This is a genomic window from Marinobacter mobilis, from assembly GCF_900106945.1.
Classification (GTDB): domain Bacteria; phylum Pseudomonadota; class Gammaproteobacteria; order Pseudomonadales; family Oleiphilaceae; genus Marinobacter; species Marinobacter mobilis.
On the sequence record NZ_FNNE01000002.1, the window covers coordinates 274,130 to 290,676 of the forward strand.

19 protein-coding genes are annotated in these 16,547 nt (G+C 59.3%); 8 read left to right on the plus strand and 11 right to left on the minus strand.

The window, feature by feature from the left end; genetic code table 11:
- Positions 1-44 precede the first annotated feature (44 nt).
- A complete protein-coding gene (locus BLV11_RS03815; protein WP_091811629.1) occupies positions 45-1,088 on the plus strand; it encodes an MBL fold metallo-hydrolase in 1,044 nt (347 codons plus the stop codon).
- 42 nt (positions 1,089-1,130) lie between these two features.
- Here the strand turns inward: BLV11_RS03815 and BLV11_RS03820 are convergent, their stop codons facing one another.
- A complete protein-coding gene (locus tag BLV11_RS03820) occupies positions 1,131-1,481 on the minus strand; it encodes a Spy/CpxP family protein refolding chaperone (RefSeq protein ID WP_091811630.1) in 351 nt (116 codons plus the stop codon).
- 163 nt (positions 1,482-1,644) lie between these two features.
- On the opposite strand from BLV11_RS03820, the gene BLV11_RS03825 reads away from it, so the two are divergent.
- Together BLV11_RS03825 and BLV11_RS03830 are read left to right on the plus strand one after the other, a co-directional pair.
- Positions 1,645-2,331, plus strand: a complete 687-nt coding sequence (locus BLV11_RS03825; RefSeq protein ID WP_091811833.1) for a response regulator transcription factor — start codon at positions 1,645-1,647, stop codon at positions 2,329-2,331.
- Positions 2,328-3,668, plus strand: coding sequence for a sensor histidine kinase (locus BLV11_RS03830; protein WP_091811631.1), 1,341 nt, complete (start codon positions 2,328-2,330; stop codon positions 3,666-3,668). Before BLV11_RS03825 ends, BLV11_RS03830 begins: the two co-directional genes overlap by 4 nt.
- Here BLV11_RS03830 and BLV11_RS03835 read toward each other — a convergent pair.
- Positions 3,627-3,860 (minus strand): hypothetical protein, encoded by a 234-nt coding sequence (locus BLV11_RS03835; protein ID WP_091811632.1) that lies wholly within the window; start codon positions 3,858-3,860, stop codon positions 3,627-3,629. The genes BLV11_RS03830 and BLV11_RS03835 overlap by 42 nt on opposite strands.
- A gap of 44 nt (positions 3,861-3,904) precedes the next feature.
- On the opposite strand from BLV11_RS03835, the gene BLV11_RS03840 reads away from it, so the two are divergent.
- The 4 genes from BLV11_RS03840 (at position 3,905) to BLV11_RS03855 (ending at position 6,853) form a co-directional block, all read left to right on the plus strand.
- Positions 3,905-4,510, plus strand: a complete 606-nt coding sequence (locus BLV11_RS03840; RefSeq protein ID WP_091811633.1) for a YigZ family protein — start codon at positions 3,905-3,907, stop codon at positions 4,508-4,510.
- A gap of 69 nt (positions 4,511-4,579) precedes the next feature.
- Positions 4,580-5,110, plus strand: coding sequence for a DUF4136 domain-containing protein (locus BLV11_RS03845; RefSeq protein ID WP_091811634.1), 531 nt, complete (start codon positions 4,580-4,582; stop codon positions 5,108-5,110).
- 28 nt (positions 5,111-5,138) lie between these two features.
- Complete coding sequence (locus tag BLV11_RS03850) at positions 5,139-5,504, plus strand: translation initiation factor Sui1 (protein ID WP_091811635.1); 366 nt, start codon at positions 5,139-5,141, stop codon at positions 5,502-5,504.
- A gap of 92 nt (positions 5,505-5,596) precedes the next feature.
- On the plus strand, positions 5,597-6,853 hold the full coding sequence (locus tag BLV11_RS03855) for a D-amino acid dehydrogenase (protein ID WP_091811636.1): 1,257 nt from the start codon (positions 5,597-5,599) through the stop codon (positions 6,851-6,853).
- 39 nt (positions 6,854-6,892) lie between these two features.
- On the opposite strand, the gene BLV11_RS03860 is transcribed toward BLV11_RS03855, so the two are convergent.
- From BLV11_RS03860 to ppnP, 3 genes are all read right to left on the minus strand, one after another.
- Positions 6,893-7,363, minus strand: coding sequence for a DUF4442 domain-containing protein (locus BLV11_RS03860; RefSeq protein ID WP_375176469.1), 471 nt, complete (start codon positions 7,361-7,363; stop codon positions 6,893-6,895).
- A 127-nt stretch (positions 7,364-7,490) separates the two neighbouring features.
- On the minus strand, positions 7,491-9,137 hold the full coding sequence (locus BLV11_RS03865; protein WP_091811638.1) for a fatty acid--CoA ligase: 1,647 nt from the start codon (positions 9,135-9,137) through the stop codon (positions 7,491-7,493).
- A 210-nt stretch (positions 9,138-9,347) separates the two neighbouring features.
- Entirely contained in the window at positions 9,348-9,629 is a 282-nt protein-coding gene (gene ppnP / locus BLV11_RS03870; RefSeq protein ID WP_091811639.1) for a pyrimidine/purine nucleoside phosphorylase, read from the minus strand.
- 57 nt (positions 9,630-9,686) lie between these two features.
- Between ppnP and BLV11_RS03875 the strand changes: the two genes are divergently transcribed.
- Positions 9,687-10,205 carry a DUF4112 domain-containing protein gene (locus tag BLV11_RS03875; protein WP_217634531.1) on the plus strand — a complete coding sequence of 173 codons (519 nt, stop codon included), beginning with the start codon at positions 9,687-9,689 and terminating at the stop codon, positions 10,203-10,205.
- 15 nt (positions 10,206-10,220) lie between these two features.
- Here BLV11_RS03875 and BLV11_RS03880 read toward each other — a convergent pair whose 3' ends face one another.
- From BLV11_RS03880 to BLV11_RS03905, 6 genes are read right to left on the minus strand one after another with little or no spacing between them, the layout of a single operon-like run.
- Entirely contained in the window at positions 10,221-10,553 is a 333-nt protein-coding gene (locus tag BLV11_RS03880) for a Na+/H+ antiporter subunit G (RefSeq protein ID WP_091811640.1), read from the minus strand.
- A gap of 39 nt (positions 10,554-10,592) precedes the next feature.
- Entirely contained in the window at positions 10,593-10,862 is a 270-nt protein-coding gene (locus tag BLV11_RS03885; protein WP_091811641.1) for a K+/H+ antiporter subunit F, read from the minus strand.
- Positions 10,859-11,347 carry a Na+/H+ antiporter subunit E gene (locus tag BLV11_RS03890; protein ID WP_091811642.1) on the minus strand — a complete coding sequence of 163 codons (489 nt, stop codon included), beginning with the start codon at positions 11,345-11,347 and terminating at the stop codon, positions 10,859-10,861. Before BLV11_RS03890 ends, BLV11_RS03885 begins: the two co-directional genes overlap by 4 nt.
- Positions 11,347-12,864, minus strand: a complete 1,518-nt coding sequence (locus tag BLV11_RS03895; protein WP_091811643.1) for a monovalent cation/H+ antiporter subunit D — start codon at positions 12,862-12,864, stop codon at positions 11,347-11,349. Before BLV11_RS03895 ends, BLV11_RS03890 begins: the two co-directional genes overlap by 1 nt.
- Entirely contained in the window at positions 12,861-13,226 is a 366-nt protein-coding gene (locus BLV11_RS03900) for a Na+/H+ antiporter subunit C (protein ID WP_091811644.1), read from the minus strand. The genes BLV11_RS03895 and BLV11_RS03900 overlap by 4 nt, the downstream gene beginning before the upstream one ends.
- Positions 13,226-16,027 (minus strand): monovalent cation/H+ antiporter subunit A, encoded by a 2,802-nt coding sequence (locus BLV11_RS03905; protein WP_091811645.1) that lies wholly within the window; start codon positions 16,025-16,027, stop codon positions 13,226-13,228. Before BLV11_RS03905 ends, BLV11_RS03900 begins: the two co-directional genes overlap by 1 nt.
- Between the last annotated feature and the right edge of the window lie 520 nt (positions 16,028-16,547).

Here is a 16,547-nt window from a genome sequence, read left to right on the forward strand (position 1 = left end):
GACAGTCTCCTGAAAACTTGGCGAACGTGAGTGAGGGTAGCCCGATGATTTTTCGTCAGCTATTTGATGATGTGTCGTCCACTTATACCTATGTTCTGGCGGACGAAGTCTGCAAGCAGGCGCTGGTTATCGACCCGGTGTTTTCCCGGGCCAGACGTGACCTTGCCTTGCTGGACGAGCTGGGCCTTGAGCTGGCCCTGGTTGTCGATACCCACGCCCACGCCGACCACATCACCGCCGCCTGGCTGTTGAAGCAGAAAACCGGCTGCCGGATTGCCTCAGCCAAGGCGATCGGGGCGAAGTATGTGGATGATTATCTGGAGGATGGCCAGCTCTTCGGGGTCGACGGCGTGCGGATGAAAGCCATCGCAACGCCCGGTCATACGGACGGGTGTATGAGCTATGTTCTGGAGGATCAGTCCATGGTGTTTACTGGCGATGCCCTGTTAATCCGGGGGTGTGGCCGCAGCGACTTTCAGCAGGGTAATGCCCATAAGCTGTTTGAGTCGATCACCCAGCGACTGTTTGCGCTGCCGGACGACTGTCTGGTCTATCCGGCCCACGATTATAACGGCCGCAACGTCAGTTCCATCGGTGAGGAAAAAGCGTTTAATGCCCGTGTCGGGGCTGGTGCTAATGAAACTGACTTTGTCGAATACATGATGGCAATGAAGCTGCCGCACCCGAAGTTGATCGATGAAGCTGTACCCGCAAACCTCCGCAGTGGTTGCCCGCAAGATGGCAAGCTGCCAGAGGAGCCCGACTGGGCCGATATTCACCTGTCTTATGCGGGCGTTCCCGAGGTTGATCACGAATGGCTTGAGCACCACATGGGCGAGGTCACCGTGCTGGATGTCCGGCTGGATGAGGAAATCAAAGAGACTCCCGCAGCCGGTGTTCTCATTGATGTGCAGATTCCCCTGGACCAGCTCCGTGATCGGGTGGCCGAATTGCCCACCGACAAACCCATTGTTGCGCTTTGCCGTTCGGGGCGCCGGTCGGCCATGGCGGTGAACATCCTGCGGGAGAAAGGGTTCGACAGAGTCGCCAGCCTGAGTCGCGGTCTGTTGTCGGTTTCGGGGCATTAATGGCGCCCGGTCAGGCCGACCTGGCGCCATCAGACGTCCTGATTACTTGTCTTCCAGTTCCTCGCAGCGCTCCATCAAGCGCGCACGACGCTCCTCATGGCGTTGCTGCCATTCCTGCTTCTGCTCCTGGTGGATTTCGTCCCAGGTCTGGCGCTGCTCATCGGTGAGTGCCAGGCGGTCAGCCATTTCCGCCCAGCGGGCTTCCCTGCGTTCGTGGCGTTCTTCCCGGTCGAACCGTGGGTCACCGGACTGCAGGCGCTCACACATTTGCTCCGGTGACAGGCGGGGATGGTCACCCTGGCCGTGACGGTCGGCATAGGCAGCCGGCGCGGCCAGAATGGCAGAACACAGCAGGGCCGGGGCCAGGAAACGGGTCAGCTTGTTTGATGTCATGATTTAACTCCAGTGATTGTGTGTCGATTCCAGAACCAGTCTAGTTGCCGTTTTGTCAGCGGTTGTCAGGGCTGTGTAAAGGTTGTGCAAAGGCGCAGCCCGCGTGGGCGGGCATGTTCTGCCCCCGTGCTAGAATCCTTTCAGGCGGATAGTGGGGGACTACGTGCAAAACCGGGTGCTGTTGATTGAAGACGACGATGAGCTGAGGACATTACTTGCACGCTACCTCAGCGGGCAGGGGTTCACGGTTCGGGAAGCCGCCAATGGTCAGGACGGTCTGTCGCTGGCGGAAGATCATCTGTGTGATGTGGTGGTGCTGGACATCATGCTGCCTGACATCAATGGCCTGGAGGTGCTTCGGCAGCTCAGGGCGCGAACTCACTTGCCAGTGGTCCTGCTGACCGCCCGCGGTGATGAAACTGACCGAATCGTTGGCTTTGAGGTCGGCGCCGATGATTATATTCCCAAGCCCTGTAACCCCCGTGAGCTGGTGGCTCGTTTGCAGGCCCTGTTACGAAGGGTCAATTGGGATCAGAAAGTGGAGCGCGCTGAGGCACGGCAGGTCGGTGATCTGACCATCGAGGCTGACCGGCGCCGGGTGTTGCTGCAGGGGGTCCCGCTTGAACTGACCGCAACCGAATATGAAGTGCTTCAGGTGCTGCTGGCCCATGCCGGCAGTGTGGTTCGCAAGAACGACCTGATGCAGTGGGCGCTTGGCCGACGGCTGGCCAGCCACGATCGTACCCTGGACATGCACATCAGCAATCTGCGTCGCAAACTGGGGGATGACCGTCAGTACCGTATCGAAACCGTCAGGGGGCTTGGTTACAGCTATCGGGTGGCGGTATGAGTCAACGCAGACGGCTGTTTCCGCTGTTCTGGCGGATCTTTCTGATGATCTGGCTGGCCATGGCGGTCACCGTGGTGACCAGCAACCTGGTTACCCGTGAACTGATCGAGCGGGAACGGTCCGGTATTGAACGCCAGAAAGAACTGCGTCAGGTGGGGGAGGAAGCGATCAGGATCCGTGAGCATCAGGGCCACAGCGACATGCGCCGCTATCTGTTTCAGCAGGGGCAGGCACTGGATCTGCGGATTGTGTTGCTTGACGGAGAGGCGGAAGAACGTATTCCCGATGAGATTCGCAAGAGGATCGATCAGGGCTGGCATCATCAGCGCCCTGCGGTACTGGAGTTTGGGGATGAGTATCGGCTGGTGGCCTGGCCAAGGGCCGGGGCGGCCGGGTGGCTGGATCCCAGGTTGTTCCGGTTGGTTGAGTGGGGGCTGGCGATGGTACTGGTGTCGCTGGCCTGTTGGTGGGTGGCGCGTCTGATCGCGCGGCCTCTGCGTCATATGGAACGCACCGCCCGGTCGATTGCGGGGGGCAACCGTTCATTGCGGGTTGGTCGAAGGATCGCCGACCGTCTGGATGAAATCGGCGCCCTGGCCACGGCATTCAACGACATGACCGATCAGCTTTGCCATCTGCTCGAACGTCAGAAACATCTGCTCCGTGATATTTCCCATGATCTCAGGACGCCCCTGATGCGTCAGCGCGTAGCCATTGAGCTGGCGTCAGAGAATGGTGCTGACCCGGAGTTGATGGCAAGTATCCTGCGACAGAATGAACGCCTGGAAGGCATGACGGCGCAGATCCTGTCGCTCTATCAGGTGCTCGAACAAGGGGTGGAATTCGAGCGGGAAGGTATTCCGCCGGTGCAGTTGTTGCAGGAAGTGCTAGCCGATGCAGCGGACTATGCCGAACAACAGGGGGTGGATTGCCATCTGGATGCCTCGGCCGGCAGTACCCGTGTTCTGGTGCTGGTGGACGGTCTTTTTCTGCGGCGGGCACTGGATAATGTGCTTCAGAATGCCCTTGACCATACACCGCCAGGCGGGGTGGTGGCGTGTTCGGTAGCTGTGGCCGGTGACGCGGTCGTAATTTCAGTCCACGATCAGGGGGCGGGGGTCTCGAAGGAGAGTCTGTCGCACCTGTTTGAGCCATTTTATCGAGCCGATAAGGCTCGCTCTGGCCAGGGCTGGGGGCTCGGGTTGGCCATCGCGCGGGCCATAGTGGAGGCCCATGATGGTACCATTGGTGCCCAAAACGGCGCGGATCAGTCGCCGGGGGACGCGGGCCGGGGGTTAATCGTGACGATCACCTTGCCGCTGTTTGCCGGAGTCTGAGGCGGAGGCCTCCGTCACCGCGGATTCTTCAGGTGCTTCGGGTTCTTCAGGATCTTGCGGCAGCAGTTGATTCGCCTTTGAAAAATCAATACCTTCCTGCAGCTCGCCTTCGCTGAAGCGGAATCCGCAGCCGGCTTTTTTAAGCTTTGCGGCCGGGGCGGTTCCGGCGGGGGAGGATGTATTCGTCGACATCGTTGGCTCCTTGTCCGGCCATCGGTACGTCAGGACTATTCGACATGGCCAAAGATTATCCCATACCCGCCGGTTTCCTGGAATGCGAAACCGAGGTGAAGAAAAGCCGTTTCATTGCCCGGGTTGCTCCGGTCTCAAATCGGGATGATGTGCGTGGCTACGTCGATCAGGCTCATCTGGACCATCCTGATGCCCGCCATGTCTGCTGGGCCTATCAGATCGGTCGGCCCGGCGCTGCGGCCGAGGCCGCAATGAATGACGCCGGAGAGCCGTCAGGCACCGCGGGCAAACCCATTCTCAATGTCATCCAGCATAAGGATATGGGGGATGTGCTGGTCATCGTGATCCGCTATTTTGGGGGTATCAAACTGGGCGCCGGCGGGCTGGTCCGGGCTTATGCCGGTGCTGCCGAGTCAGTATTGTCCCAGGTCGGCCGGGTAATCCAGCCGGCGCTGGAAGATCTGGATGTTGACATGGGGTTTGCCGATGAACAATCCCTGCGGCACTGGTGCCAACAGCACAGCGCCCAGGTGGATGAGGTGGGTTATGGAGCCTCTGTCAGCGCCACGGTGCGAGTACCTGTGGATGCCCTGGACTTGTTCACGGCATTCTGTGATGCCCATAAAATACGGTACAGTAAGAAGCAGTAAGGGCTGGAATCACCGGTGTCTTTGCCGGTCAGACTTTATAGGCAAACTGGTCAGTGTGGAGTAGAAACTATGCGTATCACTCATTTCGCCCTCGTCGCTTGCCTGATGCTGAGCGGCTGCGCAGCAAACGTTGTGACTGATTACGATGCCTCAGCGGACTTTGACCGTTACCGTAGCTGGGCGTTTGCTTCAGGGCAGCAGCACGAAGGCTTTCTGTCCCTCGACAGTGCGCGGGTAGAGCAGGCCCTGGAGCGGGAGCTGGCGGCCAAACAACTGACGGTACAGACCTCGGATCAGGCTGATCTGCTGGTGTCGTATCAGGTGGTCCAGCAGGAGCGGCTGGAGACCTATGGCCTTTCCTACGGTCTGGGCTTCGGTCGCGGTAACTTTGGTTGGGGAATCTCCACCGCGCCGCCGGTACGTGAGGTGACCGAAGGCAAGCTGGTGGTAAATCTGGCCGATCGCGAAACCGGCAAAGTGGTTTGGCAGGCGATCAGCAAACGTTACCTCAATGAAAATCAGAGCCCGGAAACCCGCAGTGAGCTGATCGACGAATCGGTCACTGATATGTTTGCGGAGTATCCTCCGGCCCTGAACTGAGCCATCAATTTCCACGTCTGGATGTGCAATGAAAAAACAGTCACTCAAGGACCTTGGCGGTCTGGTGTATTCAACCGATCAGGGCCGGATGTGCCCTGAATGCCGTCACCCGGTTGAGCAATGTCAGTGCAGGACGGCGGCTCGCCCGGTAGGTGATGGTGTGGTTCGTGTCAGCCGGGAAACCAAGGGTCGTAAAGGGAAGGGGGTGACACTGGTGACCGGAATTCCGTTGGATGATGCGCCGCTGAAGGCCTTCGCCAAGGTGCTCAAGGCGCGCTGTGGCACCGGAGGTACCGTCAAAGAGGGTGTGGTGGAGATCCAGGGGGACCAGCGCGACATTCTGGTCCCGCTATTGCAGGCAGAAGGCTGGGTGGTCAAAAAGGCTGGAGGCTAGGCTCGGGCTGGCCGAAGGTCGTCGATCATTCAGTACCATGGACCGCTATGATGGTGGTTTCGACAGGTAGAAGTTGCAGCGGAGGATAGTGAATGCACGTTCTGGTAATGGGAGCCGGAGTGGTCGGTATTACATCGGCCTGGTATCTGCGCAAGGCGGGTTATGACGTCACCGTTGTGGACCGTCAGAGCAAGGCCGGACTGGAGACAAGCTTCGCCAATGGCGGCCAGATTTCCGTATCCCATGCTGAACCCTGGGCGAACCCTTCCGCGCCGCTGAAGGTGTTGAAATGGCTGAGCCAGCCAGAGGCCCCGCTGTTGTTCAAACCTCGTCTGGACCCGGCCCAATGGCGCTGGGCGATCAGTTTTCTGAGTCAATGTACGGCGTCGAAAGCCGCTTACAACATTCGCCAGATGGTTAATCTGGGCACCTACAGTCGTTCCTGTCTGCAGGCGCTGCGGGATGAAACCGGTATTCAGTACGATCAGCTTAGCAAAGGCATTCTGCACTTCTATACCAGCCATTCGGAATTCGAGGCTGCACTGGAGCCGTCGCGGCTGATGAGGGAGCTGGGCTGCGATCGCCAGGTGGTGGATGCAAACCAGGCCGTAGAACTGGAACCTGCGCTGGCTCCGTTCAAACACCGTATTGCCGGAGCCACTTACACGTCTGAGGATGAATCCGGCGATGCCCGTAAATTCACTCAGGCCCTGGCGGCTCAGGCTGAGGCCGCCGGTGTCGAGTTCCGCTACAGCACCGACATCCTCGGTTTTGACCACACCCGGGACCGAATTCTGGGGGTTCATACCCTGAAAGACGGGCTCCACGAGACCCTGCGGGCGGACAGCTATGTCCTCAGCCTGGGAAGCTTCAGTGCCATTCTGGCACGGCAGTTGGGTCTGACCCTCAATATTTACCCGGCCAAAGGGTATTCGATTACGGTGCCCGTGAAGAATGAAGACGCCGCCTACGAGGTCAGCCTCACTGACGATGAGTACAAACTGGTGTATTCGAGGCTGGGGGACCGGTTACGGATAGCCGGTACGGCGGAGCTGAATGGATACAGCCGGGACCTGAATCCGGCCCGTTGTCGCGCCATTGTCCGCCGCTGCGCCGAACTGATGCCGGATGCCGGCTATTGGGACGACGCCAGCTATTGGACCGGTTTACGCCCGGCTACGCCATCCAATGTGCCGTACATCGGGCGCAGCCATTACGGTAATCTGTTCCTCAATACCGGTCACGGCACTCTGGGGTGGACCCATTCCTGCGGCTCCGGTTCGGCCCTGGCCGAGATTGTTCAGGGGCGTCGCCCGGAGGTCGATTTCGCGTTCACTGGGCTGGCTTGAGAAACCGTGTTACCGTAACCGGATGCCCGTGACGTCCGGTTACTGCTTCTTCTTCCGCACGTACAGTACCTTGCGTACTTTAGCGACCAGTTCACCCTGTTCGTCAGTGATGTTTACGTCCCACTCCGGCAAGTGCTTACTGCCATCGGCTGTGGCCTGAATGATGTCCTCCAGGCGTTCGTCGGTGACTTCAAAGTAGGCCGAAACAGTTCCACGTCCCGGGCGTACGAATTCGATGCTGGCGGATTTGTCCCAGACTACGTAGTCCTTGCCCAGCCGGTTCATCAGCAACAGCATGTACATCGGATCGACCATGCTGTAGAGCGACCCACCGAAGTGGGTGCCCACATAGTTGGTGTTGTACCAGTTCAGCTTCATCTCGACCGCAGCGGAGCGGTAGTCGTCGTCGATGTGGGTGACGCGCACGCCCGCGCCCAGGTATGGGCCGTAAACGTTGATGATCTTGCGAATGCCGCTGGGGCTGCTGATCCAGTGCCGAAGCTTTGACATCATGGCGAAGGTCCCTCGACGTCAGGTTGGAGGATGTCTGAAGCCGGACGCTTCAGGCGAAGGCATCGGATTATAGCGGGACTGGAAGGCAGATGCCCGCAGGTCAGCGCCTGCGGGCATAGATTGATTACTGTCCGAGCTGATCGCGGATCAGCTTCTTGTTGATCTTGCCGACACTGGTTTTGGGAATGTCCTCAACAAAGTCGATCTGTTCCGGTATGGCCCATTTGTTGATGTCACCGGAGGCAACGTATTGCTTCAGGTGCTCCTGAATATCTTCTGCAGACGCCGTCGCACCCGCGGCCTTCACCACAAGGGCATGGGGGCGCTCGCCCCATTTCTCGTCAGGCACACCAACAACCGCCGTCGCGGCGACCGCCGGGTGCTGACTGATCAGGTTCTCGAGGTCGAGGGATGAGAGCCACTCACCCCCGGTCTTGATGACATCCTTGATACGGTCACGGATCACCAGGGTGTGGTCCGGGTCCATGCTGGCGACGTCACCGGTATGCAGCCAGCCGCCTTGCCACAGCTCGTTTCCTTTCTCCGGTTCCTTGAAGTAGCTCTGGGTCAGCCATGGCGCTCGTGCCACCACTTCGCCTTTTGTTTCGCCATCGTGGGGCAGCGGATTGCCATCCGGGTCGATAATACGGATGTCCACCAGGGGAACCGCTACCCCGGTCTTTACCCGTTTGGCGGTCTGTTGCTCCAGCGGCAGTTCCAGGTCTTGTGGGGACAGGTGAGTCAGGCTCAGCAGCGGGCAGGTTTCCGACATTCCGTAGCCGGTAAAGAGCTTAATGCCCAGCCTGGCGGCGGCATTGCACAGCCCCTGGGTCAGCGCACTGCCTCCAATCAACACATGCCAGTTGCTCAGATCCGCGGTTTTGATCGACTCCGTGGCCATCATCATCTGCATGATGGTTGGTACACAATGGGAAAAGGTCACCTCGTGTTCCTTGATCAGGTCGACCAGCAGCTCCGGCTCATAACGTCCGGGGTAGACCTGCTTGAGTCCGAGCAGAGTCGCCGCGTAGGGCACACCCCAGGCGTGGACGTGGAACATCGGCGTGATGGGCATGTACACGGATGATGACCGTAGCATGGGCATTTCATCGTAGGCGGCCAGGCTACCGCTCGTATTCAGGGTATGCAGTACCAGCTGGCGGTGGCTGAAGAATACGCCCTTGGGGTTGCCGGTGGTGCCTGTGGTGTAAAACGTAGTCGCTACGCTGTTCTCGTCGAAGTCGGGGAAATCGAACTCGTCGTCCGCCTGGGCCAGCAGTTGCTCGTATTCACCGTGGGTGTTGAGGCCAGTGGTCTGAGCACTGTCATTATCGGTGAGCTGGATGTAGCCGGTGACGGTCTCGAGTTCAGCGCTGACGCCTTCGAGCACTGGCAGGAAATCGTCGTGCACCAGTACCAGCTTATCTTCGGCATGGTTCATGGTGTAGACGATCTGCTCAGGAGACAACCGTACGTTGACGGTGTGCAGTATCGCCCCGATCATCGGGATGGCGAAGAAGCACTCCAGATAGCGGGGGGTATCCCAGTCCAGGACCGCGACGGTGTCGCCAGCCTGGACGCCCGCATTGGTGAGGGCGTGAGCCAGGCGGTGAATGCGCTTGACCAGATCGCGATAGGTGTAGCGGCTGCGGCTGCCGTAAATTATTTCCTGGTCCGGCGCGTAACGTGGGCCGGAGAGCAGTAGCTGTTTGATCAGCAGCGGGTATTGGTGGGCGTTGTCCGCAGATGGAAGGATCTTGGTCTGCACCATGGTGGAGGAGTCTCCTTGTTGTTCATTATTGGATTTGTCCCGGAATAGTGGCACAAATCCAGTGTAGAACACTGTAAGGTCGACGACGTTGTGGTGCTGAGTTTTTCTTGCCGTTGGCGGGCACATGGGGAAATGGACAGCAAAAAAAAGGAGCCCGCGAGCGGACTCCTTTTACACCGGCCTGAGTGAAGGGCCGGTCCGTTGACTGGCTTACTCGTAGGTGCACAGGTAAGCCGTGTCGATGTCTGCCTTGGCCTTGAAGCTTGCCTGGGCGGCGACCTCAAAGGCTTCGCCGGCACCGTAGGTCATCCATTCGCTCATGCCAGGCAGCAGCACCGTGAGGGCACCGCTGATCACGGTCATGGTTTCTTTCTGGCTGGTGCCAAACTCGTACTCACCCGGTGCGATCACGCCAACGGTGGCAGGCAGGGTGGCAGACTGGAAAGCAATGGATTTGACCTGACCGTCAAAATACTCGTTAACCTTCAGCATAATTGCGCTCCTTGAGAGATTTGGGCGCCTACTATACGGCAAAATCAGACACTGGGAATGACAAAATTTATGGAATCGATGGAAACTTCAGCAACCCCCTCCGCAGCAGCGGAACGAGAACGCTATGAGCAGTCACTGCGGCGACTGGACACCTTTGCCCGGCGGCTGGACAGCCAGTTCCGGATTCCCGGTACCAACATCCGCTTTGGGCTGGATCCGATCCTGGGGCTGGTGCCCGGGCTAGGGGATCTGATCGGACTGGTGCTGTCTCTGTACGTGGTGATTGAGGCGATTCGTCTGGGGGCGGGTGCCGGTCTGGTGACGCGAATGCTGGGCAACCTGTTGCTGGAATTCGTGATCGGACTGGTGCCGGTACTGGGGGACGCCTTCGATCTGATGTGGAAAGCGAATGATCGTAATGCCCGATTGTTACGGAACCACATTTCCCGCAAGCTGGAACCGGGCAAGCGCCGACGCTCCTGGTTATCCTATCTGCTGGTCGGCGGGTTCTGCCTGCTGGCGCTGTGGCTGTTGGTATTGCTCGGACAGCAATGGGTGCCGCAGGGCACGCTGTGATGCCCGGACGGGTGCTCACTGATCCCAGGGCTTGCCTCGGGTTTCCGGCATGCGCTTCACGTCCAGGTGCATGGCGGACTTCGCCATGATGTTGGCGCTCACCGGGGCTGTCATAAACAGGAACACGGTGATCAGCACTTCCGCGGTATCAATACCGGCACCCTGGCTGGAAGCGTAGGCCACTGATGCAATGATAATGGCGCCGACGCCCACCGTGGTCGCCTTGGTGGGAGCGTGTAGCCGGGTATAGAAATCCGGCATTCGTGCCAGGCCGATGGCGCCAATCAGGGTAAAGGCGCCGCCGGTGAGCAGCAGGCCGGCAATAAGGTATTCGACGACGGGATTCATAGATTTTGCTCCTGGTCCGACTCAGATCTGTCGGTGCGCTTATTCAATGACGCTGCCACGTTTCAGGTACTTGGCCATGGCCACCGTACCGACAAACCCCATCACGGCAATCAACAGCGCTGACTCCATATAGAGCCGGGTGCCCAGGGTAATGCCGAGCAGGATGATCAGTGCGATGGCGTTCACATACAAGGTATCCAGGGCCAGCACCCGGTCAGGCGCGTCCGGTCCCTTGATCAGCCGGAATACATTGAGTACGGCGGCCAGGGTCACCATGGCAATGGTGATGTGCAGAGCGGTGGTGATCATTGGAAGATCTCCTGCAACGGTTTTTCATAACGCCGGCGAATGGTGTCGATGATGTCCTGCTCGTCGTCCACGTCGAGGGCGTGGATCAGCAAGATGCGCTGATCGTCACTGACATCGGTGCTGACGGTACCCGGTGTCAGCGATATCGTGCTGGCGAGCATGGTAATGGCCAGCGGGTGTTCAAGGCTGATCGGGTAGGAAATAAACGCCGGGCGGGGTTTACGGGTGCTCAGCACCAGGCGCGCGACCGACAGACTGGCCACCACGATGTCCAGCAAGACCCGCAGTATGTAGAGTGGAACCAGCCAACCCTTGACGATGGCCGGGCGTTCCGGCCAGAAGCCCCGGGTGACTTGGGGCAGCACCCAGGCAAGGATCAACCCCATCACTATACTGCCGCCGCTGATGCCGTCACTGAGCAGTTGCCAGACGATGAACAGAACCAGGCTCAGGAAGGGTTGGGGCAGACCGATTCGTGCCAGCATCACAGGCCCTCCGCTATGACAGGTAAATTAAGCACATTAAGGTATTCGCTGGTATTGAACAGCTGGGCCGCAGTGGCGTCCACATAGGCGCTGATCGGACCGGCCAGTAACACGATGACGATGGCCATGCTGACCAGGCCACCAGCCGCTACGGTGACCGGCAGTGAGAGCCGGTCGGTGCTGCTGACATGACCATCCACGGTTCGCCAGAACACGATGGAACCGGCTCGGCTGTACGCGATCAGGGTAAAGAAACTTCCGCCAATCAATACGCTCCACAACCAGGCCATTTCAGCTCCCGGGGTAGTCGACTGGAGAATCAGCAGCTTGGCAAAAAATCCGCTCAGCGGTGGCAGGCCGATGGCCGCGACGGCACCGATCAGGAACAGTACGCTGAGCAGGGTGCGATTATGCATTCGGGGTGCGGTCACAATACGGTCGACTGCAGAGCCCCGCTGAGCCGCGATCAGGTCAACCACCAGGAACAGTCCGCCGACAATCCAGGTGGTATTGAGCATGTAGAACAACGCCGCGGACGTCCCTTCTTCTGTCCCCAGGCCAACGGCGGCGAGCAGGGTGCCTACCGAAATGATGACCTGCCAGGCAATCAGCGTCCGCAGGTTGCGAGCTCCCAGGGCGCCGATGACGCCCATGGTCAGGGTCGCCAGGGCGAACGCGAACAGCCAGTCGAGTCCCAGATTCGCCAGCGCGCCTGCACCAGAGCCGAATATGAGTGTGAAGACTCGGACAATGGCGTAAAAACCGACTTTGGTCATGACTGCGAACAGGGCTGCCACCGGCGCAGTGGCATTGCCATAAGCCCGTGGCAGCCAGAAACACAGCGGCAGGATGGCGGCTTTGAGGCCGAACACCACCAGTAGCATCAGCCCGCCGGCTTGCAACAGCGGCAGGTTCTCTGCGCTGACCTGGGGCACCTTGGCAGCCAGGTCGGCCATGTTCAGGGTGCCGGTCACACTGTAGATCATGCCAACACTGATCAGGAACAGGGCGGAGCCGGTCAGGTTGAGCACCACATAGTGCAGGCTAGGCACCGTGCGCTTGGTGCCGGGGCCCTGCATGAGCAGGCCATAGGACGCGATCAGCAGTACTTCAAAGGCGACGAACAGGTTAAACAGGTCGCCAGTCAGGAACGCGATGTTAAGGCCCATCAGCTGGAACAGGAACAGGGCGTGGAACTGCCGGCTGCTCTCGTCAGTCCGATGGATGGCGTACAGGTGACTGAAGAAGGCGAGGATGGCCGTCATCACCAGCATCAGTGCCGCTAGCCGGTCAAGAACCAGCACGATACCGAAGGGGGGCGCCCAGTTGCCGAAGGCATAGACTCGGTAGCTGCCGTCATTGGCCAGCACCAATAGCGCAAAGGTGGATGCCAACAGCAACACGGTCGTTGCCAGCGCCAGGGTCCGGCGCAGTGAAATCGGCGCGTAGCCGATAAAGACCTGGATGATTCCGCCGAGCAGGGGGATCAGGATAGGCGCGATCAGCAAGTGGTTCATCGGCTGGCTCCCTCCTCTTCCTCAGCGCGGGGCTCAGGGGCTGGCCGGTGGCCATCCACGTGGTCATCTTCATTGTCGGCCTGATTGCGCAGGGCCAGTACCACAGCGAACGCCGTCATCGCGAAGCCAATAACAATGGCGGTCAGTACCAGGGCCTGAGGCAGTGGGTCGGCATACTCGCCAGTGCTGCCAATGATGGGCTGACCGCCGGTGACCAGGCGGCCGGTAGCAAACAGGAACAGGTTGACGCCGTAGGATAGCAGGGTCAGGCCAACCACCACCGGAAAGGTCCGGGCCCGCAGGATCAGGTAAACGCCGGAGGCTGTCAGGGTGCCGATGATCAGGGCATAGGCGAGTTCCATCACATACCTCCCTTGGAGCTCTTGATGGCTGAGTGGGGTGAAAGCTTGCCAAGGCTCACCAGGGCCAGCAGGGTAGCGCCGACCACCGTAAAGTAAACGCCAAGGTCGAACACCATGGCCGATGCAATTTCAAACTTGCCCACCACCGGCCAGGTGATGTAACCGAAGGCCGACGTCAGGAACGGGTATCCGAATGCCAGACTGCCGGCGCCAGCAATAACGGCAAACAGCAGACCAAGGCCAATCACGTTGTGGTAGCGGAAGGGGATTCGGTCCTCGGTCCAGCCCACGCCGCTGGCAATGTATTGCAATACCAGAGCAACAGCGGTGATCAGGCCGGCAATAAATCCGCCTCCGGGCATGTTGTGCCCCCGCAGGAAAATGTACAGGGAAATCATGAGCGCCAGAGGCAGCATGGGCCGGGCGATCTGTTTCAGCATCATCGGATGGGCATCGCGGGTCCACGGGTGTCCCAGGCCGTCGCCGGGTGGGGGGGTGAGCGCGGTATTCTTGAGCATGGCGTAGATGCCCAGAGCGGCAATTGCCAGTACCGTGATTTCGCCAAGGGTATCGAATCCACGGAAGTCCACCAGAATCACGTTGACCACATTGGTGCCGCCGCCACCGGGCTTGCTGTTGGCGATAAAGAAGCTGGAAATGGACTCGAATGGCTGGGTCAGCATGGCCAGGGTAATCAGCGTCATACCCGCGCCGGCAACAAGGGCGATGGTCAGATCCCGCAGGCGGCGTGGCCAGGACGTTTCAATCGGTGTCCAGGACGGCATGTAATACAGCGCCAGCATCAGCAGCACGATGGTTACGACTTCCACCGAAAGCTGGGTCATGGCCAGGTCAGGGGCGGAGAAGCGGGCGAAGGTCAGGGCGACCACCAGACCTACGACACTGAGCAGTACCAGAGCGAAGAAGCGGTCCCGGTGGTAAGCGGCTGTGCCGAGGGCGCTGATGATCAGAAGGACCGCCGCCGTGAGCGATGGCCAGTCGATGGGACTGAGTCCATGGCTGCCGATAAACAGGCCCATGTCCCCAATCGGAGCCAGAGCCACCACAACTGCGCTCGCAATCAGCAGCATGGCGTAACGCTGCAGGGAGCCATTCTCGATACGGTTGGTGAAGGCCGCAGCCCGGTCCTCAAGCCACATCGCCACTTTCTCAAAGACGGCTTTTTCATCAATCTCCCGGAAACGTGCGTGGAAATCGAAGAATCGCTGGCGTTGGCTGTACATCAGCAGGCCGCCAAAGAAGGCGAGAAAACTCATGAGCAGGGGCAGGTTGAAGCCGTGCAGGATCGCCAGGTGGTATTCCGGAACCTGGCCATCGAGGGTGGCGAATGCTGCGGCATGAAGCAGTGGGCCAATGGAGACCGCCGGGAACATGCCCACCATGACACAGGCAAAGACCAGAATCTCCACCGGGATCTTCATGTAACGGGGTGGTTCGTGGGGTGGGTAGATCGGCAGATCCACCGGCTTGCCGTTGAAGAACACGTCATGGATGAAGCGGGCCGAGTAGGCCACTGCGAATATGCCGGCCAGGGTGGCAACCAATGGTGGGAGGTAGGCCCAGATGCCGGGCAGATTCAGCGACAGTGATTCGGCAAAGAACATTTCCTTGCTGAGGAAGCCGTTGAGCAGAGGTACCCCCGCCATGGATGAGGCGGCCACCATGGCCAGGGTGGCGGTATGGGGCATGAAGCGCCAGAGACCGTTGATCTGCCGCATGTCACGGGTACCGGTTTCATGATCGATGATGCCGGCCGCCATAAACAGCGACGCCTTGAACGTGGCGTGGTTGATGACGTGAAACAGGGCGGCCACGGCAGCCAACTGGGTGTTCATACCAAACAGCAGGGTGATCAGGCCCAGGTGGCTGACGGTTGAGTGGGCCAGCAGTCCCTTAAGGTCATGTTTAAACAGGGCGACATAGGCGCCGATCAGCAGGGTCACCATGCCGGTAAAGCTGACCATATAGAACCACTGATCGGTGCCTGCCAGTACCGGGTACAGGCGCGCCATCAGGAATATGCCGGCTTTGACCATGGTGGCTGAGTGCAGGTAGGCGGACACGGGTGTCGGTGCCTGCATGGCATGGGGCAGCCAGAAATGGAACGGGAACTGGGCCGACTTGGTAAAGGCGCCCAGCAACACCAGCGTCAGTGCAAACGGATACAGGGCATGGGACTTGATCAGGTCAGCGGCAGCGAGCACGTCGTCAAGCTCATAGCTGCCTACAATGCGGCCAATGATCAGAATGCCGGCCAACAGGGCCAGTCCACCACCACCGGTGACCGCCAGCGCCATTCGTGCGCCGCGGCGGGCGTCCTGTTTGTGATTCCAGAAGCTGATCAGCAGGAAGGACACCACGCTGGTGAGCTCCCAGAACACCAGCATCAGCAGGAGATTGCTGGAGAGAACAATGCCCAGCATAGCGCCCTTGAAGCACAGCAGCAGGGCGTAGAACTTGCCGACATTCTCATAGGGTTTCAGGTAATAGCGGGCATAGAGAATGATCAGCAGGCCGATGATAAGAATCAGCAGGGCAAACAGCAGCGACAGGCCGTCAAGCCGGAAGCTGAGGGACAGTCCCACGGCCGGGAGCCAGCTGTGAGTCTCCAGCAGAACCCCGCCTTCGGCCAGGGTTGCCCAGTGGGGGAACAGCATCGCCAGCGCAATCAGCGCCGGCACTGACGACGCGATGGCGATGGCGGTACGGCCCGCCTGGGCGAACAAGGGAGCGGCAATGGCTCCCAGAAAAGGCAGTAAAACGACCAGCGACAGGGTCATCGCAACCTCATTGTTGAATCAGTGTCATGCTATGGATGAGTAAGGCTTTTTGCTGACAGAGTTTAGCCGCCGCCCGTTATAGCTGCATCTTTGCAGTAGCGATGGCCAGATTACTCAACGCAGGGAGGGTGGATCAGGAAAATACGGGAGGCGTCCCCAAAGTACGGCTGTGTACACCGGGAATCGGAGAAAAACCGGGCCTAGGGTCAGCTTGGGCCTGTCAGCCATGTGTGCTCCGCAAACATTATACGCGAACGCAGATAATACGTGGCCGGACTCTCAGGTCAAGTGAATCTGACCCCGTGCGGCTGGCTGGCAACAGCCGTTCAGCACTGAAATTGAGCAAGAATTAAACAATATTCACTGGATAAACCGGCGATCAGGGTCCTTAATGGGATAACCGGGTAGGGCTTCGCAGGCTGTGGCCAGCGAAGTGCAACCGTGAGTGCCTGGCCGTCGTTTCTCCAAAGACGCGCTCAGATCCGTTGCTGGAGAACTGACGTTATGACCGGCGATTCCG

Coding starts and splice junctions, on each gene's coding strand:
- BLV11_RS03815 (WP_091811629.1), top strand. CDS start 45: ATGATTTTTCGTCAGCTATTTGATGATGTGTCGTCCACTTATACCTAT.
- BLV11_RS03820 (WP_091811630.1), bottom strand. CDS start 1,481: ATGACATCAAACAAGCTGACCCGTTTCCTGGCCCCGGCCCTGCTGTGT.
- BLV11_RS03830 (WP_091811631.1), top strand. CDS start 2,328: ATGAGTCAACGCAGACGGCTGTTTCCGCTGTTCTGGCGGATCTTTCTG.
- BLV11_RS03835 (WP_091811632.1), bottom strand. CDS start 3,860: ATGTCGACGAATACATCCTCCCCCGCCGGAACCGCCCCGGCCGCAAAG.
- BLV11_RS03840 (WP_091811633.1), top strand. CDS start 3,905: ATGGCCAAAGATTATCCCATACCCGCCGGTTTCCTGGAATGCGAAACC.
- BLV11_RS03845 (WP_091811634.1), top strand. CDS start 4,580: ATGCGTATCACTCATTTCGCCCTCGTCGCTTGCCTGATGCTGAGCGGC.
- BLV11_RS03850 (WP_091811635.1), top strand. CDS start 5,139: ATGAAAAAACAGTCACTCAAGGACCTTGGCGGTCTGGTGTATTCAACC.
- BLV11_RS03855 (WP_091811636.1), top strand. CDS start 5,597: ATGCACGTTCTGGTAATGGGAGCCGGAGTGGTCGGTATTACATCGGCC.
- BLV11_RS03860 (WP_375176469.1), bottom strand. CDS start 7,363: ATGTCAAAGCTTCGGCACTGGATCAGCAGCCCCAGCGGCATTCGCAAG.
- BLV11_RS03865 (WP_091811638.1), bottom strand. CDS start 9,137: ATGGTGCAGACCAAGATCCTTCCATCTGCGGACAACGCCCACCAATAC.
- ppnP (WP_091811639.1), bottom strand. CDS start 9,629: ATGCTGAAGGTTAACGAGTATTTTGACGGTCAGGTCAAATCCATTGCT.
- BLV11_RS03875 (WP_217634531.1), top strand. CDS start 9,687: ATGACAAAATTTATGGAATCGATGGAAACTTCAGCAACCCCCTCCGCA.
- BLV11_RS03880 (WP_091811640.1), bottom strand. CDS start 10,553: ATGAATCCCGTCGTCGAATACCTTATTGCCGGCCTGCTGCTCACCGGC.
- BLV11_RS03885 (WP_091811641.1), bottom strand. CDS start 10,862: ATGATCACCACCGCTCTGCACATCACCATTGCCATGGTGACCCTGGCC.
- BLV11_RS03890 (WP_091811642.1), bottom strand. CDS start 11,347: ATGCTGGCACGAATCGGTCTGCCCCAACCCTTCCTGAGCCTGGTTCTG.
- BLV11_RS03895 (WP_091811643.1), bottom strand. CDS start 12,864: ATGAACCACTTGCTGATCGCGCCTATCCTGATCCCCCTGCTCGGCGGA.
- BLV11_RS03900 (WP_091811644.1), bottom strand. CDS start 13,226: ATGGAACTCGCCTATGCCCTGATCATCGGCACCCTGACAGCCTCCGGC.
- BLV11_RS03905 (WP_091811645.1), bottom strand. CDS start 16,027: ATGACCCTGTCGCTGGTCGTTTTACTGCCTTTTCTGGGAGCCATTGCC.